Genomic DNA, 26,762 nt, shown 5'->3' on the forward strand with positions numbered 1-26,762 from the left:
TTCAATATTGTTGTCAATCCAGTCGATCAAATCGTGAATAAATGCGGTGGTCATCATCTCGTTTTCTCCGGTCGCCGTTGCGAACAGTATCAGTATCAGTTGCAATTACACTTTAAGGTTGAACGACTATGCCATTTAATGCAAGTTTTATTATTGCATTAAATGCCGCACTGCGCGTAGGGGCTTTGATCCTCGTGCAACGCAATGATCAAAACCGCACATAAAGTGTATCAGATATTCTTGCAGATGCAGTTTGAGCAAGCCTACACTCGTGGCGTTTTAATGCAATCATAAAAGTTGCAGATTTTTCGTACGTCTCCTTTCTTTTTCACCAAAGCGGAATAACAACAATGCATCTGCAAACATATACGGTTCAATGGGCGGTAAGCCTGTCAGGAGTGATGTTGCTGGGAAGCCTGCTGGCCGGTTGCGATCGCGGTGTGGCGCAAAACGCCCCGCCGCCACCGCCCGAAGTGAGTGTCGCGCAGGTGGTAGAGCAGAAAGTCAGCCAATGGGATAGCTTTAATGGCCGTTTCGAAGCGGTGCAAAGCGTCCAGCTGCGTCCGCGTGTTTCCGGCTATATCGATCAAGTTAACTATCGCGAAGGCGATGAAGTGAAAAAAGGCCAGGTGCTGTTCACTATCGATGACCGCACCTATCGCGCCACGCTGGAGCAGGCGCAAGCCGAACTGGCTAACGCACGCAGCCAGGCTTCATTGGCGCGCAGCGAATCGGCGCGTACCGATAAGCTGATCGGCACCAACGTGGTGTCGCGCGAAGAGTGGGAACAGCGTCGTTCGGCGGCCAATCAGGCGCAGGCTAATGTGCTTTCCGCGCAAGCGGCGGTGGATATGGCGCAGCTCAACCTCGATTTCACCCGCGTGACCGCGCCAATTGAAGGTCGTGCCAGCCGCGCAATGATCACCACCGGTAACCTGGTGACCGCCGGCGATAGCGCCAGCGTGCTGACTACCTTGGTGTCGCAGGATCGTATGTACGTCTATTTCGACGTCGATGAAGCCACTTACCTGCACTATCAGGCAATGGCACGCAAAGGCGAAAACCGTGGCTCGCTGCCGGTGGAAGTAGCATTGACCGGCGAACAAGGTTTCCCGCATCGCGGCACCGTCGATTTCCTCGATAACCAACTGACCGCCAGCACCGGCACCATTCGCATGCGTGCTTCCCTGGATAATCAGCAACGTCAATTCACACCGGGCTTGTTTGCGCGCGTGCGTTTGCCGGGCAGCGCCGATTTCACCGCGCTGTTAATCGATGATAAAGCGGTGCTGACCGATCAGGATCGTAAATACGTTTACGTGGTTGATGCGCAAGGTAAAGCCCAGCGTCGCGATATTCAGGCCGGTGATTTGGCCAACGGCCTGCGCATTGTGCAGCAAGGGCTGAAACCTGGTGACAAGGTGATCGTTAACGGCTTGCAGAAAGTCTTTATGCCTGGCATGCCGGTGACCGCTCAACCGGTAGCGATGCGCTCCGCTCAATAACTTCGAGACTGCCTTTTATGGATTTCTCCCGCTTTTTTATCGACCGACCGATCTTCGCGGCGGTGCTGTCGATTTTGATCTTTACCACCGGATTGATCGCCATTCCGCTGCTGCCGATCAGTGAGTATCCCAACGTGGTGCCACCGAGCGTGCAGGTACGCGCGGAATATCCCGGTGCCAACCCCAAAGTGATTGCAGATTCCGTGGCGACGCCGCTGGAAGAAGCGATCAACGGGGTGGAAAACATGATGTACATGAAATCTGTCGCCGGTTCCGATGGCGTGCTGGTCACTACCGTGACCTTCCGTCCAGGCACCGATCCGGATCAGGCGCAGGTTCAGGTACAGAACCGCGTGGCGCAAGCCGAAGCGCGTTTGCCGGAAGAAGTGCGCCAACTGGGCCTCACCACGCAGAAGATGTCGCCGACATTAACGCTGGTGGTGCACATGTTTTCGCCGCACGGCAAGTACGATTCTCTGTATCTGCGTAACTACGCCACCTTGAAAGTGAAGGATGAACTGGCGCGCCTGCCGGGCGTCGGGCAGATTCAGATCTTCGGTGCCGGTGAATACGCCATGCGCGTGTGGCTCGATCCGAATAAGGTCGCGGCGCGCGGTTTGACTGCTTCTGATGTGGTTAGCGCGATGCAAGAGCAGAACGTGCAGGTTTCTGCCGGTCAGCTTGGTGCGGAACCGCTGAAGAAACAGAGCGATTTCCTGCTGTCGATTAATACCCAAGGCCGCCTGGAAAGCGAAGAACAGTTCGGCAATATCATTCTGAAAACCGCTGACGACGGCACCTTGGTGCGCCTGCGTGACGTGGCGCGCATCGAGATGGGTTCCGGCAGTTATGCGTTACGTTCGCAGCTCAACAATAAAGATGCGGTCGGCATCGGTATCTTCCAGGCACCGGGCGCCAACGCGATTGATTTGTCGAATGCGGTTCGCGACAAAATGGCCGAGCTGGCAACCCGCTTCCCGGACGATGTGCAGTGGGCAGCGCCGTACGATCCAACGGTGTTTGTGCGCGACTCGATCCGCGCCGTCGTGCAAACGCTGTTTGAGGCGATTGTGCTGGTGGTGTTGGTGGTGATTCTGTTCCTGCAAACCTGGCGCGCCTCGATCATTCCGTTACTGGCAGTACCGGTTTCGGTGGTGGGTACCTTTAGCATCCTTTATCTGCTGGGCTTCTCGCTCAATACCTTGAGTTTGTTTGGCCTGGTGTTGGCAATCGGCATCGTGGTGGATGATGCCATCGTGGTGGTGGAGAACGTCGAGCGTAACATTGAGCAAGGCTTGTCACCGACCGCGGCGGCGCATCAGGCGATGCGCGAAGTGTCGGGACCGATTATCGCTATCGCCTTGGTGTTGTGTGCGGTGTTCGTGCCGATGGCATTCCTTTCAGGTGTAACCGGTCAGTTCTACAAGCAGTTCGCGGTGACGATCGCCATTTCTACAGTGATTTCGGCAATTAACTCGCTGACCTTGTCACCGGCGCTGGCGGCGCTGCTGCTGAAGCCACATGACGCAGCGAAAGATATGCCGACGCGCATTATTGATCGCTTGCTCGGCTGGCTGTTCCGCCCGTTCAACCGCTTCTTCCAGCGCAGTTCAGACGGCTATGAATCGCTGGTTGGCAAAACCTTGCGTCGTCGTGGCGCGGTATTCGGGGTTTACGTGCTGCTGCTGGCGGGCGCGGGCTTTATGTTCCACACCGTGCCGGGCGGCTTTATCCCCACGCAGGATAAGTTGTATCTGATTGGTGGTGTAAAAATGCCGGAAGGTTCTTCGCTGGCGCGTACCGATGAAGTGATTCGTAAGATGAGCGAAATCGGCATGAACACCGAAGGCGTGGCCTATTCTGTTGCCTTCCCTGGCCTGAATGCCTTGCAGTTCACCAATACGCCAAATACCGGCACTGTATTCTTTGGCTTGAAGCCGTTTAATGAACGCACGCGTACGGCGGCGGAAATTAACGCCGAAATCAACGCCAAGATATCCAAGATTCAGCAAGGCTTTGGTTTCTCGATCATGCCTCCGCCGATTTTGGGTCTGGGACAAGGTTCTGGTTATTCGTTGTATGTGCAGGATCGCGCTGGATTAGGTTACGGAGCACTGCAAACCGCCATCAACACCATGACCGGCGCGGTATTGCAGACGCCAGGCATGATGTTCCCAATCTCCTCTTATCAAGCCAACGTACCGCAGTTGGATGTGCAGGTGGACCGCGACAAAGCCAAAGCGCAAGGCGTGTCGTTGACCGATCTGTTCAGCACGCTGCAAACCTACTTGGGATCGTCGTATGTCAATGATTTCAATAAATTTGGTCGTACCTGGCGTGTAATGGCGCAGGCGGATGGCGAGTTCCGCGATAGCGTGCAGGACATTGGTAATCTGCGTACCCGCAACGATCGTGGCGAAATGGTGCCGATTGGCAGCATGGTGAATATCACCACCACTTACGGCCCCGATCCGGTGATCCGCTACAACGGCTATCCGGCAGCAGATTTGATTGGTGATGCCGATCCGCGCGTGCTCTCTTCAGCGCAGGCAATGCAGAAGCTGGAAGCGATGTCGAGCCAGGTGCTGCCAAACGGCATGAACATCGAATGGACCGATCTGAGCTATCAGCAATCCACCCAGGGCAATACCGCGCTGATTGTGTTCCCGGTGGCGGTGCTGTTGGCGTTCCTGGTACTGGCGGCGCTGTATGAAAGCTGGACGCTGCCGCTGGCGGTGATCCTGATTGTGCCAGTGACCATGTTGTCTGCGCTGGTTGGTGTGTGGCTGACCGGCGGCGATAACAACGTGTTTGTGCAGGTTGGTCTGGTAGTGTTGATGGGGCTGGCCTGTAAGAACGCGATTCTTATCGTCGAGTTTGCGCGTGAACTGGAGATGCAGGGCCGCAGCATTGTCGATGCGGCGCTGGAAGCCTGTCGCCTGCGTTTACGTCCGATCGTCATGACCTCGATCGCCTTTATCGCCGGTACCATTCCGCTGATTCTCGGCGAAGGTGCAGGTGCGGAAGTGCGCGGCGTCACCGGGATTACCGTGTTCTCCGGGATGCTTGGCGTAACGCTGTTCGGGCTGTTCCTGACGCCGGTGTTCTATGTGACCTTGCGTAAGCTGGTGACGCGCAAACAGCCGCAAGCGGAAGTGCAGACCGCATAACGGTTAGCGTTGAAGTGAACCATCCGGGCCACTGTGCCCGGATTTTTTATGCGCTGAATTTGGGCAATAAAAAAGGTCGCCGTGATGGCGACCTTCGGGGATGCGGGGAGATTATCGACCTTTTTTGCACAGATCGGCGAGTTCGAGATCCGGCAGTTCTTCGCAGTTGCTGGTGTCGTTATGCTTTAGTTCAGCCAGCGCATCCGCTACGGTGCGGGTTTCCAGTACCTTCAGCGACGCTTCTTCGGCCTCTTCTGCAATTGATTTAAAATACCAACACAGGTTGGCACTCACTAAACAACGCGGTGCCACATCGGGACGTGAGGCCCAGAGCTTTTTGTCTTCAATCACAGAAGTATAAATGTCACGCAGCGTAATCTCGGCAGCCGGGCGACCTAAGTGGATCGAGCCGGTGCGACCAAGCGTTGAGACGATAATGCCGTCTCGCGTGAGCGGAACCATAAGTTTCCGAATGAAACTGGGATTCGCTTCAAGACCGTACGCCAAAATGGCACTGGTCGAGCGTTTACCCAATTGCTCCGCCATCGCTACGCTCAAGACCATCTGCAAAGCTGTCGGGAAGCGGTAATCAAGCATTTCAATTTCCTGAGTTGCGGGCTATTTCGTTGTTTTTATGCCGCGAATGTGTGTAATGAATAAGCAATAAATATAACAAACACTGTTGCTTTTTAGAAGCCGACCACTGTGATCAAGGCACGTATTCATCATTTGATCCGGCATAAGCGCACAGGCTGCTTAGTTTATCACTGCCCTTTCTGGCTGCGGCAATTTCTGCTTCAGCGCCACCACCAGCAGCACGTTAATCAACGCCAACACGCACAGTAACCACAAGGTGGCGTTAGCGCCGAGATGCTGAAACACGTAACCGCCAACCAGCGGCGTTAACGCCTGGCCGATTAACGCGGGACGTGCCATGCGTCCTACCACAATCGCGTAGGCTTCTGGTTTGACCATCACCAGCGGTAAAGTTCCGCGCACTATCGCGCGCAAGCCATTTCCGGCACCGTACAACACCATACTCAGCACCGCAAATTGCGGAAAAATCGCCAGCAGCAACAAGCCAAGCGCCACCAATCCCACCGAACAGAAGGTGGTCCAGATTGGGTGACCGCGCTTAAAGGCGATATCAACAATGCGCGAGCCAACCTGGCATGGGCCGAGAATCGCACTGATGGCCAACGCCGAAGCCAACGTATGGCCGCTGGCTTGCAGCAAGGTAATTAACTGCACGGATATTGCCGTCATGATCACCGAGGCGAGAGTGAAAATGCTGCACAACAACCAGAACAGCGTGGGCGCAATTTCATTTCCATTGCTGTTGGGAACGGTTTTACTGGCGGTAAGGCGACGTTCCGGTGCCGGTAGCGCATACAAGTAAGCCGGTAAAACCGATAAACACAGCAATCCGGCGATAGCAAAACAAGCGCCACGCCAATCCAGCCAATGAATTAGCAGCGCCGTACCCGGCCAGACTAACGTGGTACAAAATCCCGAAATTAGCGTGATGCCGGTAATCGCCCCGCGCGCCTGGCCGCCATACAACGTGCCGAGCGTGGCAAACAGCGCATCGTACAATCCCATCGCCATGCCAATGCCGATAATAAGCCAGGCAAATAGAAACAGCGGCAGATTGTGACTTAATCCCATGATCACCAAGCCCAGCGCCATCACCGCCCCGCTCGCGGCCAGCAACACGCGGCCATAGGAGCGGGATATCAAGCGGCCGCTCAGCGGTGCCAGCAATCCGGAAATCAACATGCCGAGCGACAGTGCGCCGTACACCCATTGCTGCGACCAACCAGTGTCCGCCACGATAGGATTGGCCATCACTGCCATCAGATAGAATGATCCGCCCCATGAAAGGATTTGAACCAGTCCGAGCGTGATGATGGCGGGAACGGGAGGCTTAGGATGCGACGTCACAACAATATTCCGTTAGCAGGCAAAGCATTGTTATAACACGTTAATCCAGCAGGAAAAATGCCGACGTTTCCTGCTTAACGATTTCTTCGCACACAGCTGGCAGATTGGCACCACAGCCAGTACACTATTCAGTATGTTGTAACTATGAGGGCATTTTTATGGCGCGTTATGATTTGGTGGCCGATCTCCATGATTGCGTGAATGCGCTGGAGCGAGCATTAGCGGCGTTACGTCAGCAAGTAGAAGATCAGCCATTGCTGATCGCGCGCGTGTTCAGCTTGCCGGAAATCGAGAAAGGCCATGAACATGACGAAATTGAACGCATCGCGGTGACTCAGCATCTGGGTAAAACCGCACGCGAAATGGCGCTGACGCACTATTGCCGGCTGTTTATGCAGCATCAGTCAGAAAAACTCAGTACCAAAGCGGCGGTACGTTTACCTGGCGCGATTTGCATCGAAGCGGATGAGATTATGCATGAGCGCATTACGCAGCAAATGAATGAGATCAATACCTTGAAGCAGCGGCTTGAACAGTTGATTACCGTGGATTCAGGTCTGCCAAGCGAGGCGCGCTTTGAGTTTGTCCACCAGCATCTGCGCGGATTAATAACGCTGAACGCCTATCGCAGCGTCACGTTACTCAATTCGCCAGACAGTCTGCGCTTCGGCTGGGCGAACAAAAACATCATAAAGAACGTCACGCGCGATGCGGTGATTGAGCAACTGGAGCGCAGTCTGAAAGCCAATCGCGCGCAGGCACCGTGGACGCGTGAACAGTGGGCGGAGAAAGTGCAGCAAGAGTTGGAGGCGATTCTTTCGTTACCGGCTAATGCCAAATTAAAAATTAAGCGTCCGGTAAAAGTGCAGCCGATTGCCCGTGTGTGGCGCGCCAGCGAGAAAAAGCAGGTGCAACTGGCGTGCCCTTCTCCACTGCTGGTGTTGTGCCGCGATCGCACGCAAGTGCCGATATTGGGTGAATTGATCAATTACGATGCCGATAACGTCGCGCATCGCCATAAACCGCTGGCGGAACCGCTGCATCTGATTATTCCGCGCATGCATTTGTGGAGCGATCGATTGGCGTAAAAAAGGCCAGCATTGCTGGCCTGAGAGGCTGGACAGTGATTACTGCTTCATACTGCCAACCATATCTTGCGGGCGTACCCACTCATCGAACTGTTCTTCGGTGAGATAACCCAATTTCAGCGCCGAGCCTTTCAGCGTCAGTCCTTCTTTATGCGCTTTCTTAGCGATTTCAGCCGCTTTGTCGTAGCCGATGTGGGTATTTAGCGCGGTAACTAACATCAGCGATTCGTTGAGCAACTGATCGATGCGCTCGCGTACCGGCTCGATGCCAATCGCGCAATGATGATTGAAGCTGTCCATGCCGTCGGCCAGCAGACGCACCGATTGCAGGAAGTTATGGATCACCATCGGACGGAACACGTTGAGTTCAAAGTTGCCGGATGCACCGCCAATATTAACCGCCACATCATTGCCCATCACCTGGCAGCACAGCATAGTTAAGGCTTCGCATTGGGTTGGATTGACTTTGCCTGGCATGATCGAACTGCCCGGTTCGTTTTCCGGGATCGCCAGTTCGCCGATGCCGCAGCGCGGACCGGACGCCAGCCAGCGCACATCGTTGGCAATTTTCATCAACGAAGCCGCTAAACCTTTCAGCGCGCCGTGCGCATGCACCAAGGCATCGCAGGTCGCCAACGCTTCGAATTTATTCGGCGCGGTAACAAATGGCTGTTTGGTAAGATCGGCCAACGCTTTGGCGACACGTACCGCGTATTCCGGATGAGTATTCAGACCGGTTCCGACCGCCGTACCGCCCAATGCCAACTCGGCCACATGCGGAATACTGTTTTCAATGTGTTTGAGGTTGTGCTCGAGCATTGCCACCCAACCGGAGATTTCCTGGCCGAGCGTTAGTGGCGTGGCATCTTGCAAGTGGGTACGACCAATTTTGACGATATCTTTGAAAGCCTCGGATTTCTCGCTCAGCGTCTTTTTCAACACCTGAATTTGCGGAAGCAGTTGCTCGCGCACCGCGATGACCGCTGCCACGTGCATTGCGGTGGGGAACACATCGTTGGAGCTTTGGCTTTTATTTACATCATCATTGGGATGCACTAAACGCGACATGCCGCGCTCGCCGCCTAAAATTTCACTGGCGCGGTTGGCCAACACTTCATTCATGTTCATGTTGGTTTGCGTGCCGGAACCGGTTTGCCAGATGGCCAGCGGAAACTCATCACTGTGCTTGTCAGCCAACACTTCGTCAGCGGCTTTAAGGATCGCTTGTGCACGATCGGCGGGCAGTAAGCCCAGATCCTGATTAACCTGCGCCGCCGCGCGTTTGGTCAACGCCAACGCGTGTACCAATGCCACCGGCATCTTCTCGGTTGAGATTTTGAAATGTTCCAGCGAACGCTGGGTTTGTGCGCCCCACAACTTATCTGCCGGTACGTCGATCGGTCCCATTGAGTCTTTTTCAATGCGATTGGCTGCCATGACTACGTCTCCTTAGCTCAGATTTTGAGATTTCCGCTCTAAACGCCTTCCCGCGACGCTACAGAGCGAGCAAGATTGTCACATACAAGAATTTAACATTATGCGAGCCTATCGCCTTTATTGCACTTGTTCGTGTATTTTCTATGGCACTTTCTGCTTTAATAAGCCTAATTACTTACGGTTACTAAGGGCAAATGATGCAAAAATTGAACAATTCGCTGCAAAATTACGCTTGGGGCAGCAAAACTGCGCTGACAGAGCTTTATGGCATTGAAAATCCACAAGGATTACCGATGGCCGAGCTGTGGATGGGCGCTCATCCGAAAAGCCCTTCAACCGTCGAAATCAACGGTGAGATCCGTTCCCTGCGCGATGTGATCAATGCTGGCCAGCCCGCCATCTTGGGCAAAGCCGTTGCCGAGCGTTTTGGCGAACTGCCGTTTCTGTTCAAAGTGCTGTGCGCCGATCAAGCGCTATCGATTCAGGTGCATCCAAGCAAAGCCGCAGCCGAGGAAGGCTTCGCGCGCGAAAATGCTGCGGGCATTCCGCTAAGCGCCGCTGAACGTAACTATAAAGATGCCAACCACAAACCAGAATTGGTGTATGCCTTAACACCATTCCAGGCGATGAACGGTTTCCGCGAGCTGCATGAGATCGTCTCACTGCTGGAACCGGTGGCCGGCGCGCATCCGCAAATCGCCCACTTCCTGGAAAATGCTGATGAAGCCAACCTGGCTAAGTTGTTCTCTACCCTGTTATCGCTGAAGGATGAAGCCAAATCGCGCGCTATCGGCGTGTTGAAGTCCGCGCTAAATTCCCGCGAAGGTGAACCTTGGCAGACCATTAAAATGATCGCCGCTGACTATCCCGATGACAGTGGCCTGTTCTCTCCGCTGCTGCTCAACGTGATTACGCTGCAACCAGGTGAAGCGATGTTCCTGTTTGCCGAAACGCCGCACGCCTACTTGAAAGGTGTGGCGCTGGAAGTGATGGCGAACTCAGACAACGTGCTGCGCGCGGGACTAACGCCGAAGTTTATTGATATTCCGGAACTGATGGCCAACCTGAAATTCCACGCCAAACCGGCGGCAACCTTGCTCACCCAGCCGCAGCGTGACGGCGAAAATTTGATCTTCCCGATCCCGGTTGATGATTTTGCCTTTGCGATTCATGCACTTTCAGCGGTGCCACAAGCGCTGGCGCAAAATAGCGCTGCCCTGCTGTTCTGTATTGAAGGCCAGGCGATCATTGAGAAGTCAGGTCAGCAGTTGGTACTGAAGCCGGGTGAATCTTGCTTTATCGCGGCCAACGAGTCGCCAGTCAACGCTGCCGGTACCGGACGACTGGCGCGCGTCTACAATACGCTGGACTGAACCGGCTGACGCTTGCAGCATTAACTGCTATTCTTTCAAACTATTAATTTAAAACGCCTGCGGGCGTTTTTCTTCACCCGTCGCGCACCGACCAGCGGCGTGCGGACGCAAGGATAAGGACGACACAGCGATGAAAAAGACCAAGGTTGCCGTAGGTGTGATTGTGGCGCTCGGCGTGATTTGGACTGGTGCTTCATGGTTTACCGGTAAGCAACTGGAAAGCCATATGGATGAGATGTTGCAGAATGCCAATGCGCAGCTGAATGCCTATGCGCCGAACAGCCGCTTGACGTTGAGCTATCAGGATTATCAGCGTGGCGTATTCAGCAGCAAAACCAAATTGGTGGTGCAAGCCAGTTCGCAAACCAATGACAATCCGCTGTTAAAACCGGGTCAAAGCATCGTTCTGAACGAAACCATTGATCACGGCCCGTTCCCGTTTGCGCAGTTAAAACGCGGCATCCTGATCCCTAGCATGGCATCAGTGCACAGCGAACTGGAAAACACCGATGCGGTGAAGAAACTGTTTGAGCTGACCGACGGCAAATCGCTGGTGACCGCGGATACGCGCGTGGGCTACAACGGCGCGACCGCGACGGCGCTCAACTTGCTGGCGGTGGATTACAACAATGCGCAAACCGGCGATCGCCTGGCGACCAATGGCGGCACGTTGAACATCAGCGCCGACAATAAAGGCGATAAAGTCAGCCTCGATGGTGATTTCTCCAGCATTGCGGTCACCAGCAAGAATCAGGTTGATATGCCAGTGCTGTTTACCCTCAACGGCCTAAAACTGAGCGGCGATACGCATCTCAGTCCGGAAGGCGTGCGCGTCGGCGATCAATCGATTTCACTCGATAAACTCAATGCCAGCATCAACGGCCAGGAAGGTTTATCGCTAGAGAACCTGAAAACCACCTCTTCGTTTGATAACAAAGACGGCAAGATTGGCGGCCAGTTGGATGTCAATGCCGACAAAATCACCCTGCAAAAACAGCCGTTTGGTCAGGCTAAGCTAGCAATGAAATTTGCCCAGTTTGATGCGCAAGCGGTGAAAGCCTTCTCGGATACTTACAACACGCAAATGCAGGATTTGCTCAATCAACCGGGCGTGGCGGAAGATCCGATTCGTTATCAAGCCAGCGTGCAAACCATCCTGCGTAATAACTTGCCGACGCTGCTGAAAGGCTCGCCAACGCTGAGCATTGCACCGCTGAGCTGGAAAAATGACAAAGGTGAAAGCACCTTCAACCTGAATGTCGGCTTCAACGATCCGACCACCGTCACCGGTGAAGCCCAGAATTTAGGCGCCGCAGTGGATCGCGTGCTGAAAAGCCTCGATGGCAAGCTGACGATCAATATGCCGATGGCGACCGAAACCATGCGCAATGTGGGTCTGGCAGAAGGTTATCAGGGCGATGACGCGCAGAAATTGGCAGATCAGCAGGTGAAAGGTTTGGCAGCGATGGGCCAAATGTTCCGTCTGACCCAGCAGCAGAATGACAACATCGTCACCAGCCTGCAATACGGTAACGGCCAGGTCACCATGAATGGCGATAAGATGACGCTGGAGCAGTTCCTGTCACGCTATATGCTGGGCGCACCGACCAGCGAAGGCATGCCGGAGTAATCTTTTTAGATTGGAGGCCCGTTGGGCCTCCATTACACTTCACCGCGAATCAATTGTGGCGGCACGATAAGGCTTTGAACCTCTCCTTCCGGCTGTGCCAACCGTTGTAACATCCGCTCCGCTGCCCGCCTTCCCACATCACGCGCTTCGCTACTGACAAACGTCATGGTGGGATCGTGCAGTTCACGTTGTGGATCGTCATTAAAACCCACCAACGCCAATTGCTGGGTGTAATAACTGTCAACCGCGCCTTCGCCAAAGGTGCGTCCACATCGCAGTGCACCAAAATAGCAGCCAAGCGCGGTACTGCCGTTGTGCGCCAGAATCGCGGTGATGCCGGGATGCTGACGCAGCAACTCCAGCGTTAAGGCTGCCACACTTTGCTGGCGATCATCACATTCAATAATCCAGTCAGCGCGAAACGGTAAACCGTACTGCAACAACGTCGCGCAATAGCCGCCGATGCGTTCAGCTCGTGTCAATGACGATCCCAACCCGCCCATCCACGCAATGCGCTGATGTCCCTGGCGGATCAAATATTCCGTCGCCATGCGTGCCGCCTGACTGTTGTCAGGACGTAAAGAGTCAACGTTATCCAGACTGCTGGCACGCGAAGCGCACACCAAGGCGATCTGCTGTTCTTGCGCCTGTGGTACCAGCGTTTCGGCCTGCGCCACCGCGCCGCCCAAGACAATGCCATCCGCGCCCTGCGCCACCAGCGTGTCATAGCAGCGCTTAAGATGCTGACCATGTTGACCGCTTTGCGTCAACACCAACACTTTGCCTTGCTGTTCTAATACTTCGCTCAGTCCAGCGGTCATCGCCGCATAAAACGGTTGACTGAGATCGCGCACGATTAAGCCGATTACGCCGCTTTCGCCGCCGCGCAAGATGGAAGCAGAGCGATTACGCACATAACCGAGTTGCTCAATCGCCTGATTGACACGTGTCGCCGTGGCAGGCGAAATACGCCCTTTTCCGGAGAGCACCAACGATACGGTAGAGACCGAAACCCCGGCGACCACGGCCACATCATGAATAGTGGTTTTCTGCTGGGACATAGTGTTCCATTACCGACGTCCAGATACGAAGTGATAAAACGTTACACTGATTTCGACAAAAATAAAGTCTGCGATTAGTCACTCTTTGTGACTATAGCCACAAAACGTATTGATAAAACGTTTTATCATCCTTGACCACATTGAACCCTTTCACTTTTATCGCCAGGAGTACCTATGTCCGCCAGCCGCCCCAAAATGTCACTTTGGGAGTTTTTCCAAAGTCTGGGCAAAACCTTTATGTTGCCCGTCGCTCTGCTGTCGTTCTGCGGCATTCTGTTAGGGATTGGTAGCTCACTCAGCAGCCACGACGTGTTAACGCTGATTCCGATGCTCGATCAGCCGTTCCTGCAATACCTGTTTATCTGGCTGGCGAAGATCGGTTCATTTGCCTTCAGCTATTTGCCGGTGATGTTCGCGATTGCCATTCCGCTGGGTATGGCGCGTGAGAACAAAGGTGTGGCGGCGTTTGCCGGTTTTGTCGGTTACGCGGTACTGAATCTCAGCATCAACTTCTGGCTCAACATCAATGGCATTCTGCCGACCACCGATGCCGCAGTGCTGAAAGCCAACAACGTACAAAACATCCTTGGTATTCAGTCGATCGATACCGGTATTCTCGGTGCGGTGATTGTTGGCATCGTGGTGTTCTGGTTGCATGAACGCTTCCATAACATTCGCTTGCCGGATGCATTGGCGTTCTTCGGCGGTACGCGCTTTGTGCCCATCGTGACCGCGATGGCGATGGGAGTGCTCGGTTTAGTCGTACCGCTGATTTGGCCTTTCTTTGCGCGTGCGATTACCGGCCTTGGCTGGGTGATCAACAGCGCCGGTGAGTTTGGTCCGATGATCTTTGGTACTGGTGAACGTCTGTTGCTGCCCTTTGGTTTGCAGCACATTCTGGTGGCGATCATTCGCTTTACCGATGCGGGCGGCACTATGGATGTGTGTGGCAAAAGCGTCAGCGGCGCATTGACTATCTTCCAGGCGCAGTTAGCGTGTGCGGATACCCACGGCTTTGCTGAGAGCGCTACGCGTTTCCTGTCGCAAGGTAAAATGCCAGCCTTCCTCGGTGGTTTACCTGGCGCGGCATTAGCGATGTATCACTGCGCGCGCCCAGAAAACCGTCATAAAATTAAAGGCCTGCTGATTTCTGGCGTTGTGGCCTGTGTGGTCGGTGGCACCACGGAACCGCTGGAATTCCTGTTCCTGTTTGTTGCGCCAGTGCTGTATCTCATTCACGCCATTCTGACCGGTTTGGGCTTTACCGTGATGGCAATGCTAGGCGTCACCATCGGTAACACCGACGGCAACGTCATCGACTTCTTCGTCTTCGGCGTGCTGCACGGCTTGTCGACCAAATGGTATTGGGTACCGGTGATCGCCGCGGTATGGTTCGTCGGCTACTACGCCATCTTCCGTTTCGCCATCAGCCACTTCAACATCAAAACACCAGGCCGCGAAGTCGAAACCAACAGCGTTGCCCAGCAAGTAAATCGCGCCAACATCGGCAAATCAGGCTTCGATACGCCAGCTATTTTGGCGGCCTTGGGCGGCATCGAAAACATCGCGTCGCTGGATAATTGCTTGACGCGTCTGCGTTTGACCGTGGTCGATATGAGCAAAGTCGATGACGCGGCCTTGAAAGCCAACGGCGCAATCGGCGTGGTGCACGTTAATGCCACTAACCTGCAAGTGGTGATGGGCCCGCAGGTTCAGTCGGTGAAAGATGAGATGGCGCACCTGATGAGCGCAACGGTGTAATGATGCAGGATTTCGATTTCAATCAAGTGGTTGATCGTCACGGCAGTTGGTGCACACAGTGGGATTTCGTCGCCGACCGCTTTGGCGTGGCGGATTTGCTGCCCTTCACCATTTCCGACATGGATTTCGCCACGTCGCCTTGCATCGTTGAGGCATTACAGCAGCGGCTTGATCATGGCGTTTTTGGTTATAGCCGTTGGCAGCATGATGATTTTATCTCGGCGATTCAGCATTGGATGCGCAGCCGCTTTGCTACGGAAGTCGCTTCTGAATCAGTGGTATACGGTCCATCGGTGATTTATATGGTTGCGCAGTTGTTGCGCCACTGGACGCAAGCTGACGACGAAGTGTTAATTCACACACCCGCCTATGATGCGTTCTACAACACCATTAACGGCAATCAACGCAAGGTGTTGGAATTACCGTTACAACGTCACGGAAATGCATGGCTTTGTGATATGGCGCAACTGGAAACGTTGCTGGCTCGCCCGCGTTGCAAAGTGATGTTGCTGTGTAGCCCACACAATCCAACTGGCAAAGTGTGGCAAGTGCAGGAATTACGTCAGATGGCGGCGTTGTGCAAACAGCACGGTGTGAAGGTGATCAGCGATGAGATCCATATGGATATGGTGCTGAGTGACGCTCAACATACGCCGTGGAGCCAGGTGGCTGAAAACGATTGGGCGCTGTTTACCTCAGCATCTAAAAGCTTCAACATCCCGGCGCTGACTGGCGCATGGGGCATCATTCCTGACCAAGCAGATCGTCAAGCCTGGTTCCATGCATTGAAAAAGCAGGATGGCTTATCTTCGCCTGCGGTGATGGCGGTGGCGGCGACCATTGCCGCTTATCGCGATGGCGCGCCTTGGCTGGATGCATTACGCCAATATCTAAGCGCTAACATGCAGCACATCGCGCAACGATTGAATGCTGAATTTCCAACGCTGAATTGGCAGCCGCCCGCGGCAACCTATCTGGCGTGGATCGATCTCAATCCTTTGGGCATTGATGAACAGGCGCTGCAACACTGTCTGATTCAGCAGCACAAAGTGGCGATCATGCCAGGTTCCACATATGGTGCCGCCAGCCGCGGCTATCTGCGCCTCAATGCCGGATGCCCACGCAGTAAACTGGACGATGGATTAGATCGTCTGATTGCCGCTTTGAAATCGTTCTAAACGGTGACGGATGCTGATTAATTCAGCATCCGTTTTCGCGTTTGCGCAAATAACTGGCGCAGTTGCGCAAGATGTTTTTATAATCCTCTGCACTTTACGAAACTTAAGCGAGTGCGACATGATTGATCCTAAACTCCCCCTTACCGACATTCACCGCCACCTTGATGGCAACATCCGCGCACAAACCATTCTTGATTTAGGTCGCCAGTTCAACCTCGCGCTGCCCGCTCATTCGCTCGAAGACTTACGTCCGCATGTGCAAGTCACCGCCAATGAACCCGATCTGGTGAGCTTCCTGCAAAAACTCGATTGGGGCGTGAAAGTACTGGGCGATTTGGATGCCTGTCGTCGTATTGCGCTGGAAAACGTCGAAGATGCGGCGCGGGCGGGCATTCATTATGCCGAACTGCGCTTCTCGCCAGGCTATATGGCGATGACACATAAATTGCCGATAGCCGGTGTAGTTGAAGCGGTGATTGATGGCGTGCACGCCGGTATTCAGCAATACGGCGTTGACGTGCGCTTGACCGGGATTATGAGCCGTACCTTTGGTGAAGAAGCCTGTTTGCGTGAACTGGAAGGATTGCTCGCCCATCGCGATGGCATCACGGCGGTCGATTTGGCCGGCGATGAACTCGGTTTTCCGGGCAGTGAATTCCTCAGCCACTTCAATCGCGCGCGTGACGCCGGTTTCCGCATTACCGTGCATGCTGGTGAAGCCGCAGGCCCGGAAAGCATCTGGCAGGCGATTCGCGAGTTGGGTGCAGAACGTATTGGTCACGGCGTTAAGGCGATTGAAGATCGCGCGCTGATGGATTTCCTCGCTGAACAGCGCATTGGTATTGAATCCTGCCTGACCTCTAACATTCAGACCAGCACGGTTTCATCGCTCGCCAGCCATCCGCTGCAAGCGTTCCTGCAACACGGCATTCTCGCCACCATCAACACTGACGATCCGGCGGTTCAGGGCGTGGAATTGGCGCATGAATATGAAGTGGCGGCACCGCTTGCTGGATTGAGCCAGGAACAGATGCGTCAGGCGCAGGATAACGGCGTCACCATCGCGTTCCTGAGCGATGCGGAAAAAGCCGCGCTGCGTGCGCGAGTAGCTGCCTAAAAAAACGGTACGCATTTGCGTACCGTTTAACGTAGGGTCGCCATTTTTGGCGACCTCTATGTGATTACTTCAGTGACATGGTTTGGCGCTTCTCGGCGGACTGCAAGCCCAACTCGATCAACTCCATCACCTGAATCGCCTCTTCGGCTTCAACTGGATTAGCGCCGGTTCCAGCAATCGCATCACGAATCGCCGCATAGTACGCCGGATAATTACCCGGTAGCGTCAGCAGTTCTTTCTCCACCATCACATCGCCTTCCGCCAGCGTCAGCGTGCCGTTGCGCATGTCATAGCCCCAATCTTCCTGCGGTGGACGTTCGCCAGCTTTCAGGCGATCTTCCTGCGGATCGAGACCGTATTTAACGTAGCTGCCACGCGTGCCGTGCACGATATAGCGTGCCGATTCTGCCGCTACCAACATGCTGGCGTGCAACACCACGCGACGGGTTGGATAGGTCAACACCGCATGAAAATAGTCGGTGGTTTGCGCGCCTGGACGCAGTTCAGCCATATCAACATTGATCGCCACTGGCGTGCCAAAAAGCTGCAAAGCCTGATCCAGCACGTGCGGGCCGAGATCAAACCAAATGCCGCTGCCCGCGCCTTTCATTTCACGCCAGCGCTGACGCACTTCCGGGCGGAAACGGTCAAAGTGGGATTCGAAATAGCGCACTTCACCCAACGTACCGTCGTTCAGTAAGCTTTTTAGAGTAAGGAAATCGCTGTCCCAGCGACGGTTATGGAACACCGAAAGCATCAAACCTTTGCTTTTCGCCAACGCATCCAACTCACGCGCTTGTGACAACGTCACGGTGAACGGCTTATCGACCACCACATGTTTACCGGCATTCAGCGCCGCTTTCGCCAGCGGGAAGTGGGTGTCATTCGGGGTAGGAATAACAATCAGTTGCAGTGTCGGGTCATCCAGCAGCGCTTGTGGATCCGAAACCACCTGCACTGAAGGCCAGTCCGCATGCACTTTGCTGGCATCGCTACTTGAGATCGCCGCCAGCTCAACATCCGGCGTGCCGGCGATCAAGGGTGCATGAAAGGTTTTGCTGGCAAAACCGTAGCCAATCAGGCCGACACGTAATTTATCGCTCATTCTCATTCCTCTTGTTCGTTACCAGACTGATTTAAGACGAATCAGTCTATAAGAACAAGGCGGAATCACCTGAAAACTCAGGAAATAGCACTCCGTGCGGATTGCCAGCTTTCGTGCGCCACTAAAGCATCCTGCGCATCCTGGCTGCGACGGCGGAAGTCGCTGGGGCTGACGCCGACGCGTTTCCGGAACACGCGTGAGAAATAGAGCTGGTCGTCATAGCCCACTTCGCGGCCGACCGAGGCGATGGGTTCTTGCGTGGTTTGCAGCAATAGCTTGGCGCGGATCACCCGTTGATCCTCGCGCCAGCGCAGTAAATTGATGCCCATTTGCTCGCGGAACAGATGCGCTAAGCGCGATGGCGATAAACACACGTGGCGCGCCACCTCTTCAATTTTCACCTCGCCCGCAAGATGGTTGGTGATGTACTGACAGGCTTCGATCACCCGCGGATCGCGAATTTGCTGATGACTGCGCGGATCTTCCTCTACTGCGCGTAGCAGCAGGCGCTCAAGTAAATTCATCGCCAACTCTTCGGCAAAGCGGCGACCGGAATTGTGGGTTTGTTCAATGCTGGCAAACAGGCGATCAAACTCGCCGCGCTGGGTTTCGGACAAACGCAAACGCCCAACGCCCTGCCGTTCATCCTGCCACTGCAACCAATCGGTCCAGTAAGCACGCGGACGGAAATAGACCCAGCGATGAAACCAGCATGGGCTATCGGGCGCGCGGCCATAATAGTGCGGGGTTTTCGGTTGAAACAGCAGCAGATCGCCGGGTTCGCAATCAAACGCCGATTCGCCATCAAATACCCTTCCCTGGCCTTTGATGGTCAGATTGAGGATGTAGCCTTTCATGCCGTGCGGGCGATCGACAAAGAAATCCAGCGCATCATGGGCGTTAATTGGCGTCAGTCCCGCCACCAGCCAGGCGTTAAACGGATAACCAGGCAATAACGGATTCTGCTGCTCATTTGGCGGTTCGCGATGGTACATAGTGCCCTCACTTTCGCGTGCAATACGTTCAGCGGGCCAGCACGGACCCGCTTACGGTAGATAATTAGGCGGCTTTATTTTTCTGTTTGTAGCGGTCAAAAATCACCGCCGCTAACAGTATCAAACCGCGCACCACATACTGTGAGAATGGCGAGATATTCAATAAATTCATCGCATTCTCAACCGTGCCGAGAATCAACACACCTGCGACTACATACGAAATTTTGCCGATGCCGCCTTTCAGCGACACGCCGCCCAACACGCAAGCGGAAATCACGATCAACTCGTAACCCAACGAGGTCATCGGCTGGCCGCTGGTCATGCGCGAAGCCAAGATAATCCCCGCTGCCGCTGAGACCAAACCGGACAAAATAAAGATGATGATGCGGGTGCGTACCACTGGCACACCGGCCAGCCGCGCGGCTTCTTCGTTACCGCCAATCGCCAGCGTGTTGCGGCCAAACGTGGTTTTGTTCAGCAGGAAACCAAACAGCACCATGGTGGCGATAGTTAGCCAAATCGGCGCCGGCACGCCGAGCCAGTTGGCGTAACCCAGCGTGAAGAAGCGCTCATCTTCAATGCCAACCGCTTTACCATCGGAGAAGATATACGCCAGTCCGCGCACAATCTGCATGGTGGCGAGCGTGGTGATTAACGCGTTGATTTTCAGGCGGGCGATAACAAAGCCATTGATAAAGCCGGTTACCATGCCGAGCACTAAACCGGCGGCGACGCCAATCCACAGGCTTTCAGTCATGTTGATCACCACCGCGGTGACCACGCCCGCGCAGGCGATAACCGACGCCACCGACAAGTCGAAATCGCCGGAAGCCAAGCAGAACAGCATGCCGCACGCCACCATGCCGGACATCGACATCGCCAGCCCAAGCCCTTTCATATTGATAATCGAACCAAAGTTCGGCACGAAGATGGCACAGACGATAAACAGCAGCGCGAACACCACCAGCATGCCGAAGTTGTCCCAAATGCGTCCTAATTGCAGCCCATTGCGCTGCACAGGCGGCGTATTGGAAGTGGTAGATGAAGCCATTGTTGCTCTCCTTTACATCAGGCCACGGCGGCCGCTTGAGTAGTTTTCGGCATCGCCAGGCTCAGCGTCAGCTGCTCTGTGGCCGTGTCATGTGTCAGCTCGCCAGCGATTTCGCCTTCACGCATCACCAAAATGCGATCGGCCAGGCCCATCACTTCGGGCAGATCGCTGGAGGCGAACAGCACCGCGATGCCCTTTTTCGCCAGCGCGTAAATCAGGTTGTAGATTTCGTGCTTCGCGCCCACATCAATGCCGCGCGTGGGTTCATCCAGCAAAATCACGTGCATCTCTTCCGACAGCCAGCGTCCGAGAATCGCTTTCTGCTGATTGCCACCGGAAAGGTTCATGATCAGCTGCTGCGGTCCGGGTGTTTTGATATTGAGTGAACGAATGTGGATGTCGGCGTTTTTCGCCTCCCAACCCGGTTTAATCAGGCATCCGGCGGTGAGATTGTGGCGACGCGCGCTGATGTTGATGTTGTCGCGCACCGAGTGCACCGGAATGATGCCTTCGGATTTCCGGTCTTCCGGGCACAACATGATGCCAGCGCGAATGGCATCGATTGGCTGGCGGATGTTGAGCTTTTTGCCATCCAGCGTCACGCTGCCTGCTCGTAACTTAGTGGCACCAAACAGCCCTTTCATCAGTTCGCTGCGCCCGGCACCGACGAGACCAAACAGGCCGACAATCTCTCCGGCGCGCACCGTCAACGAAATCGGCATGCGCACGCCCTTCGCTTCCACCTTGTCGAGCTGCAAGCGCACCGGGCCAAGATCGCGCGGCGCATAACCGTAGATGTCGCCCAGGTTGCGGCCAACCATCGCCTGCACCAAATCGTCGTGATGAGTGTTCTTCATGTCAGTGAAGGTGCGCACGTAGCGACCATCTTTAAACACCGTAATCGCATCGCTGAGGGCGAAAATCTCTTCCATTCGATGCGAGACGTACAGCACCGTGCGGCCTTGCGCGCGCAGCTGGCGAATCACGCGGAACAGGTGTTCAATTTCACGCGCCGACAGCGAACTGGTGGGCTCATCGAATGCGATGATGCGGGCGTTGCGCGCCAGCGCTTTGGCGATCTCCACCATTTGCCATTGACCGAGCGACAGGTACTTCAGCGGCATGTCGGGATCGATATCCATGCCGAGATTTTTTAGCTGTAAACCGGCTTCATAGCGCAGCAATTTGCGATTAACTAACCCGCGTTTATGCGGTAACTGGCCGAGATAGATGTTCTCCGCCACGCTCATTTCCGGCACCAAATGCAGTTCCTGATAAATGATCGCCACGCCGGCATCCAGCGCATCAACGGTATTGTTGAAGCTTTTGGCCTGGCCTTTAATGCGGATCTCGCCAGCGCTCGGCTGATAACTGCCGCTGAGGATTTTCAACAGCGTCGATTTACCGGCGCCGTTTTCGCCCATCAAGGCATGTACTTCGCCTGCGCGGCATGAGAATGAGATGTCCTGCAACGCTTTCACGCCAGGAAAGGTTTTGCTGATGCCATGAAACGACAGAAAAGCTGGATCAGTGTTCATGGAGACTCCTGAGTTTATAGCCTCACCAACTCGTAGCGGCGCAATTTATTGCGCGTTGTTAAACCCCGCGCGATAAATCGCGCCGCTACGGAAGGTGCATGATTCAAATTGGATGCGGCGTATTACTTCAGCCCTTTCTTATCCAACTCGGCTTTGAAGTTATCGCGGGTAATCAGCACCACATCGGTCACTTCGGTGAACTTCGGCGGCTCTTGATCTTTGGTCACCCAGTTGTAAAGCATCTGGCTGCTTTTATAGCCATGCACGTCCGGGCTTGGCAGCAGCGAACCGTAGAAACCGGTAGCAGAACCTTTCGACAGTTCACTCACCGCATCCACGCCGTTGATGCCGATACCAATCACGTCTGGCGCTTTAAAGCCTTGCCCTTCAGTGGCGCGCACGCCGCCAAGCACGGTGTTGTCATTCATGCCGAGAATCAGCCAGTGTTTAACTTCCGGATGTTGCACCAGCAGCGAGTTACCGGCGTCAAACGCGCCCGGAATATCGTTGGATTTGGTGGGCACTTGGTAGATTTGCTTCTCCGGGAAGCCCGCCGCTTTCAGCGCGTCCATCGAACCGCTGGTGCGACGACGTGCGGTATCGAGTTCATTAGCGGTGATCGCCATCACGCCGGTTTCTTTCACATCCCAACCGCGTTTCTGCATCTCTTTGTAGAGTTCCTGGCCCTGACGTTCACCGATTTTGGTCGCCGCCATCATCACCAACGGCACGGTGTCCATTGGCTTACCTTTGGCGGTGACGAACTGATCGTCCACGGCGATCACTTTCAAGCCGTAGCCACGTGCTTTGGCCACAATCGCTGAACCCAGTTTGGGATCGGGCGTACAGATGACGAAGCCTTTGGCACCGCTTGCGGCAAGACTATCAATGGCGTTAAGGGTTTTCTCACCATCGGGCACGGCGATTTTGATCACTTCAAAGCCCAAATCCTTGCCGGCTTTATCGGCGAATTTCCACTCGGTTTGGAACCAGGGTTCTTCCGGTTGTTTGACGAGAAAACCGAGTTTCATGGTCTCGGCGATAGCGGATTGTGACATAACCGCAGCAAGACCTACCGCCGCCAGCGTTTTAGTGAATTTATGCATGATGCTCTCCGGCACAATGGTGTTTTTAGCTGTAATTAACGAATCGGTGTAAACGCTACCATTCAAAATTCGTAATCGGACACTTCACAAAATCAGCGCGTTAGCTCAAAGGTTGTACAAGGGCTGTGCAAACGCTGGGCTAGTTGTAGCGGGAAAAGCGCAGAAAAATGTAGAGCGGTATCACATCCCAAAACGATGACAAAAACGTCCATATATTCAGCGAATTTAACCAGTCGTTAACTTTTGCTGCCGATCACACATCCACGTCGATGACAGAAAAGTGCATATTCTCAGCCGACGATGACTAACCGCTTTGGCCGCCCCATTCCAGGATGGAATCAGATAACTCACACAGGAGAATCCCGATGAGTGCGGGCGCCATAACAATTGGGCTGGATTTTGGCAGTGACTCGGTGCGTGCTCTGGCCGTCGAGTGCCACAGTGGTAAAGAGCTGGAAAAAGCAGTAGTGAATTATGCGCGCTGGGCCAACGGGGAGTTTTGCGACGCGCACGCCAACCGCTTTCGTCATCATCCGCAGGACTATATCGATGCGCTGGAGCAAGCGATTGTCAGCGTGGTCAACGCCTTAACGCCGCAGCAACGCGCTGCCGTAGTGGGCATTGGTGTGGACTCTACCGGCTCCACGCCAGCACCGATTGATCGCGACGGCAATGTGCTGGCATTGCGACCGGAGTTCGCCAGCAACCCCAATGCGATGTTCGTGCTGTGGAAAGATCACACCGCGATTGAAGAAGCCGAAGAGATCAATCAGTTGTGCCGTAGTGGTCGTTTCAACGATTACACCCGCTATATCGGCGGTGTGTATTCGTCGGAGTGGTTCTGGGCCAAGATATTGCACGTTTCGCGCGCCGATGCTGCGGTGCGTGAAGCGGCAGTGTCTTGGGTGGAACTGTGTGATTGGGTGCCCGCGCTACTCAGCGGCACTACCGCACCAGCGCAATTGCGGCGTGGACGCTGCGCCGCGGGACACAAATCGCTGTGGCATCCGGAATGGAACGGCTTACCGCCCGCTGAATTCTTGCATGCGCTGGATCCGCTGTTAGTCGAACAGCTTGATGTGCCGTTGTTCAAGGAGACCTGGACCGCCGATGTGCCGGTGGGCACCTTAAGCAAAGCCTGGGCACAGCGCCTGGGACTTTCCGAGCAGGTGATCCTCTCCGGCGGGGCTTTTGATTGCCACATGGGCGCGGTCGGTGCCGGTGCGCAACCTTACACGTTGGTTAAAGTGATCGGCACCTCGACCTGCGACATCCTGATCGCCGATAGCGAAACCGTTGGCGACCGGGCGATTGCCGGTATTTGCGGCCAGGTCGACGGCAGCGTGGTACCGGGTGCGATTGGTTGCGAGGCCGGTCAATCGGCGTTCGGCGACATTTATGCCTGGTTCAGCCGCTTACTCGGTTGGCCGCTACAACAGGCCGCGCAGCACCATCCAGAACTCCAGCCTCAGCTCGAAAAACTACAAAAAGATCTGATTCGTCACCTCACCGAAGCCTGGGCCGCCAATCCGCAACTCGATCACCTGCCGGTGGTGTTGGACTGGTTTAACGGTCGCCGCACGCCGCACGCCAATCAGCGCTTAAAAGGCGTGATCACCGATCTCAATCTCGGTACCGATGCGCCGGCACTGTTTGGCGGTCTGATCGCCGCCACCGCCTTCGGCGCACGCGCGATTATGGAGTGCTTCGAACAGCAACAGATTCCGGTGCAAAGCATCCTGACGCTCGGCGGCATCGCACGTAAATCTCCCGCCATCATGCAGGCGTGCTGCGATGTGATGAACCGCCCGCTGGATATCGTCGCCTCTGACGAATGTTGTGCGCTGGGAGCGGCGATATTTGCCGCGGTTGCCGCCAAGGTTTATGCCGATGTGCCTGCGGCGCAGCAGGTTATGGCCAGCCCGATTGATGTCACGCTGCAACCCAACGCCGATCGCGTTGCGGTATATCAGCAACTTTATCAACGTTATCAAAACTGGTGCCAGGCAGCGGAACCGCAATATGCCGCGCGCACCACATCCGCTAAGTAAAGGAGAAGTTTATGCAACAGCACGTGTGGTTTGTTATCGGGACTCAGCATCTTTACGGAGCGGAAACGTTGCGTCAGGTGGAGCAGCACGCTCGCCAGGTGATGGAAGGATTGAATCAGGCTGGCACATTGCCGGTGCCGTTGGTACTGAAGCCACTGGTGAAATCACCGGACGAAGCGTTAGCGCTGTGCCGCGAGGCCAATCATGATAATCAATGCGTTGGCATTATTACCTGGCTGCACACCTTCTCGCCCGCCAAGATGTGGATTGGTGGTTTGAGTATCCTGAATAAACCGTTGCTGCAATTCCATACCCAATTCAACGCGGAGATCCCGTGGGACAGCATGGATATGGACTTTATGAACCTCAACCAAACCGCGCACGGCGGACGCGAGTTCGGCTTTATCGGCGCGCGTATGGGTTTGCAGCACAGTGTGGTGACCGGTCACTGGCAGGATAAAACCAGCCAACAACGTATCGGTCGCTGGATCAATGCCGCGTTGGCGAAACAAGCCAGCCAGCAACTTAAAGTGGCGCGCTTCGGCGACAACATGCGCGAAGTGGCGGTCACTGAAGGCGATAAAGTCGCGGCGCAAATCCAGTTTGGCTATGCAGTGAATGGTTGGGGCGTGGGCGATTTAGTTGAAGTGGTGAACAGCATCAGCGATGGCGACGTCAATGCACTGATCGACGAATACGAAAGCCAGTATCGCTTTAGTGACGCTGCGGCGGCGAATGGCGAAAAACGCCAGAACGTGCTGGATGCCGCACGCATAGAGTTGGGTTTGAAACGCTTCCTCGACGCCGAAGGCTGCAAAGCGTTCACCACCAACTTCCAAACGCTGCACGGCATGACGCAGTTGCCAGGTTTGGCGGTACAGCGCTTGATGGGACAAGGTTACGGCTTTGCCGGTGAAGGCGACTGGAAAACCGCGGCGCTGCTGCACATCCTTAAAGTGCAGGCGGGAACGCGTCCCGGTGGCACGTCATTTATGGAGGATTACACCTATCATTTCTCGCCGGGCAACGATTTGGTGCTGGGTTCACACATGCTGGAAGTGTGTCCTTCAATCGCCAAAGAAGAGAAGCCGCTGATTGATGTGCAGTTCCTCGGCATTGGCGCGAAGGCCGATCCGGCACGCATGATTTTCTCCACGCCAGCCGGGCGCGCAGTCAATGCCAGCGTCATCGACATGGGCGATCGCTTCCGTTTACTGGTAAATGTGGTGGATGCGATCGAACAGCCGAAGCCGTTGCCTAAACTGCCGGTGGCGCGTGCACTGTGGCGCGCTCAGCCTTCGCTGGCCACCGCTTCCGAAGCATGGATTCTGGCCGGTGGCGCGCACCATACGGTGTTCAGCCAGGCGTTGGATTTGGATGATATGTATTTATACGGCGAGTTGAACGGTATTGAAGTGTTGGTGATTGATGAGGAGACCAAATTGCCGGCGTTTAAAGATGCGCTGCGTTGGAATGAAGCGTATTACCGTTTAGCGCGTTGATTGAGTCCTCTGCGAATTTCCCCTCATCCTAGCCTTCTCCCGCTCGCGGGAGAAGGAACCGTTCGGTAAATGTTTCCGCTTTACAACTCTACTTAAACTGTTCTTTTAAACGGCGCCGATCGGCTCCCTCTCCCGCCTGCGGGAGAGGGT

Annotated in this window: 19 protein-coding genes; 10 read left to right on the forward strand and 9 right to left on the reverse strand. The window is 54.8% G+C overall.

Going from position 1 to position 26,762, the window contains the following annotated elements; translation table 11 throughout:
* Nucleotides 1-350: 350 nt before the first annotated feature.
* A complete protein-coding gene (locus ABDW13_RS16135) occupies nt 351-1,505 on the forward strand; it encodes an efflux RND transporter periplasmic adaptor subunit (protein WP_343553569.1) in 1,155 nt (384 codons plus the stop codon).
* 17 nt (nt 1,506-1,522) lie between these two features.
* Nucleotides 1,523-4,675 carry a multidrug efflux RND transporter permease subunit OqxB gene (gene oqxB / locus ABDW13_RS16140; protein WP_343553570.1) on the forward strand — a complete coding sequence of 1,051 codons (3,153 nt, stop codon included), beginning with the start codon at nt 1,523-1,525 and terminating at the stop codon, nt 4,673-4,675.
* Nucleotides 4,676-4,786: 111 nt separating this feature from the next.
* Here oqxB and ABDW13_RS16145 read toward each other — a convergent pair whose 3' ends face one another.
* Entirely contained in the window at nt 4,787-5,272 is a 486-nt protein-coding gene (locus tag ABDW13_RS16145) for an Rrf2 family transcriptional regulator (protein WP_008110154.1), read from the reverse strand.
* Nucleotides 5,273-5,431: 159 nt separating this feature from the next.
* The gene (locus ABDW13_RS16150) at nt 5,432-6,619 is read right to left on the reverse strand and encodes an MFS transporter (protein WP_343553571.1); all 1,188 of its coding nucleotides are present in this window, start codon (nt 6,617-6,619) and stop codon (nt 5,432-5,434) included.
* A 158-nt stretch (nt 6,620-6,777) separates the two neighbouring features.
* Here ABDW13_RS16150 and tus point away from each other — a divergent pair, with 158 nt between their 5' ends.
* The gene (tus, locus tag ABDW13_RS16155) at nt 6,778-7,707 is read left to right on the forward strand and encodes a DNA replication terminus site-binding protein (RefSeq protein ID WP_343553572.1); all 930 of its coding nucleotides are present in this window, start codon (nt 6,778-6,780) and stop codon (nt 7,705-7,707) included.
* 39 nt (nt 7,708-7,746) lie between these two features.
* Here the strand turns inward: tus and fumC are convergent, their stop codons facing one another.
* Nucleotides 7,747-9,144, reverse strand: coding sequence for a class II fumarate hydratase (gene fumC / locus ABDW13_RS16160; protein ID WP_343553573.1), 1,398 nt, complete (start codon nt 9,142-9,144; stop codon nt 7,747-7,749).
* A 197-nt stretch (nt 9,145-9,341) separates the two neighbouring features.
* Here fumC and manA point away from each other — a divergent pair, with 197 nt between their 5' ends.
* Both manA and ABDW13_RS16170 read left to right on the forward strand, forming a co-directional pair.
* Nucleotides 9,342-10,517 carry a mannose-6-phosphate isomerase gene (gene manA, locus ABDW13_RS16165; RefSeq protein WP_343553574.1) on the forward strand — a complete coding sequence of 392 codons (1,176 nt, stop codon included), beginning with the start codon at nt 9,342-9,344 and terminating at the stop codon, nt 10,515-10,517.
* A gap of 130 nt (nt 10,518-10,647) precedes the next feature.
* On the forward strand, nt 10,648-12,147 hold the full coding sequence (locus ABDW13_RS16170; RefSeq protein WP_343553575.1) for a YdgA family protein: 1,500 nt from the start codon (nt 10,648-10,650) through the stop codon (nt 12,145-12,147).
* Between the two features lie 32 nt (nt 12,148-12,179).
* Here ABDW13_RS16170 and malI read toward each other — a convergent pair whose 3' ends face one another.
* Nucleotides 12,180-13,208, reverse strand: coding sequence for a Mal regulon transcriptional regulator MalI (gene malI / locus ABDW13_RS16175; RefSeq protein ID WP_343553576.1), 1,029 nt, complete (start codon nt 13,206-13,208; stop codon nt 12,180-12,182).
* 174 nt (nt 13,209-13,382) lie between these two features.
* On the opposite strand from malI, the gene malX reads away from it, so the two are divergent.
* From malX to add, 3 genes are all read left to right on the forward strand, one after another.
* The gene (malX, locus tag ABDW13_RS16180) at nt 13,383-14,969 is read left to right on the forward strand and encodes a maltose/glucose-specific PTS transporter subunit IIBC (protein ID WP_343553577.1); all 1,587 of its coding nucleotides are present in this window, start codon (nt 13,383-13,385) and stop codon (nt 14,967-14,969) included.
* A complete protein-coding gene (locus ABDW13_RS16185) occupies nt 14,969-16,147 on the forward strand; it encodes a MalY/PatB family protein (RefSeq protein WP_343553578.1) in 1,179 nt (392 codons plus the stop codon). The genes malX and ABDW13_RS16185 overlap by 1 nt, the downstream gene beginning before the upstream one ends.
* A 118-nt stretch (nt 16,148-16,265) precedes the next feature.
* The gene (add, locus tag ABDW13_RS16190) at nt 16,266-17,264 is read left to right on the forward strand and encodes an adenosine deaminase (RefSeq protein ID WP_343553579.1); all 999 of its coding nucleotides are present in this window, start codon (nt 16,266-16,268) and stop codon (nt 17,262-17,264) included.
* A gap of 64 nt (nt 17,265-17,328) precedes the next feature.
* Here the strand turns inward: add and ABDW13_RS16195 are convergent, their stop codons facing one another.
* From ABDW13_RS16195 to ABDW13_RS16215, 5 genes are all read right to left on the reverse strand, one after another.
* On the reverse strand, nt 17,329-18,369 hold the full coding sequence (locus ABDW13_RS16195) for an oxidoreductase (RefSeq protein WP_343553580.1): 1,041 nt from the start codon (nt 18,367-18,369) through the stop codon (nt 17,329-17,331).
* Between the two features lie 77 nt (nt 18,370-18,446).
* Nucleotides 18,447-19,364, reverse strand: coding sequence for an arabinose operon transcriptional regulator AraC (gene araC, locus ABDW13_RS16200; RefSeq protein ID WP_343553581.1), 918 nt, complete (start codon nt 19,362-19,364; stop codon nt 18,447-18,449).
* 64 nt (nt 19,365-19,428) lie between these two features.
* On the reverse strand, nt 19,429-20,415 hold the full coding sequence (araH, locus tag ABDW13_RS16205) for an L-arabinose ABC transporter permease AraH (RefSeq protein WP_343553582.1): 987 nt from the start codon (nt 20,413-20,415) through the stop codon (nt 19,429-19,431).
* Nucleotides 20,416-20,432: 17 nt separating this feature from the next.
* A complete protein-coding gene (gene araG, locus ABDW13_RS16210; RefSeq protein WP_343553583.1) occupies nt 20,433-21,953 on the reverse strand; it encodes an L-arabinose ABC transporter ATP-binding protein AraG in 1,521 nt (506 codons plus the stop codon).
* A gap of 122 nt (nt 21,954-22,075) precedes the next feature.
* Entirely contained in the window at nt 22,076-23,059 is a 984-nt protein-coding gene (locus ABDW13_RS16215) for an arabinose ABC transporter substrate-binding protein (RefSeq protein ID WP_061720153.1), read from the reverse strand.
* 365 nt (nt 23,060-23,424) lie between these two features.
* Here ABDW13_RS16215 and ABDW13_RS16220 point away from each other — a divergent pair, with 365 nt between their 5' ends.
* Both ABDW13_RS16220 and araA read left to right on the forward strand, forming a co-directional pair.
* Nucleotides 23,425-25,110, forward strand: a complete 1,686-nt coding sequence (locus ABDW13_RS16220) for a ribulokinase (protein WP_343553584.1) — start codon at nt 23,425-23,427, stop codon at nt 25,108-25,110.
* Between the two features lie 11 nt (nt 25,111-25,121).
* Nucleotides 25,122-26,612 (forward strand): L-arabinose isomerase, encoded by a 1,491-nt coding sequence (gene araA / locus ABDW13_RS16225; RefSeq protein WP_343553585.1) that lies wholly within the window; start codon nt 25,122-25,124, stop codon nt 26,610-26,612.
* The last annotated feature ends 150 nt before the right edge of the window (nt 26,613-26,762 follow it).

The organism is Pantoea sp. (genome assembly GCF_039594315.1).
GTDB lineage: Bacteria > Pseudomonadota > Gammaproteobacteria > Enterobacterales > Enterobacteriaceae > Pantoea.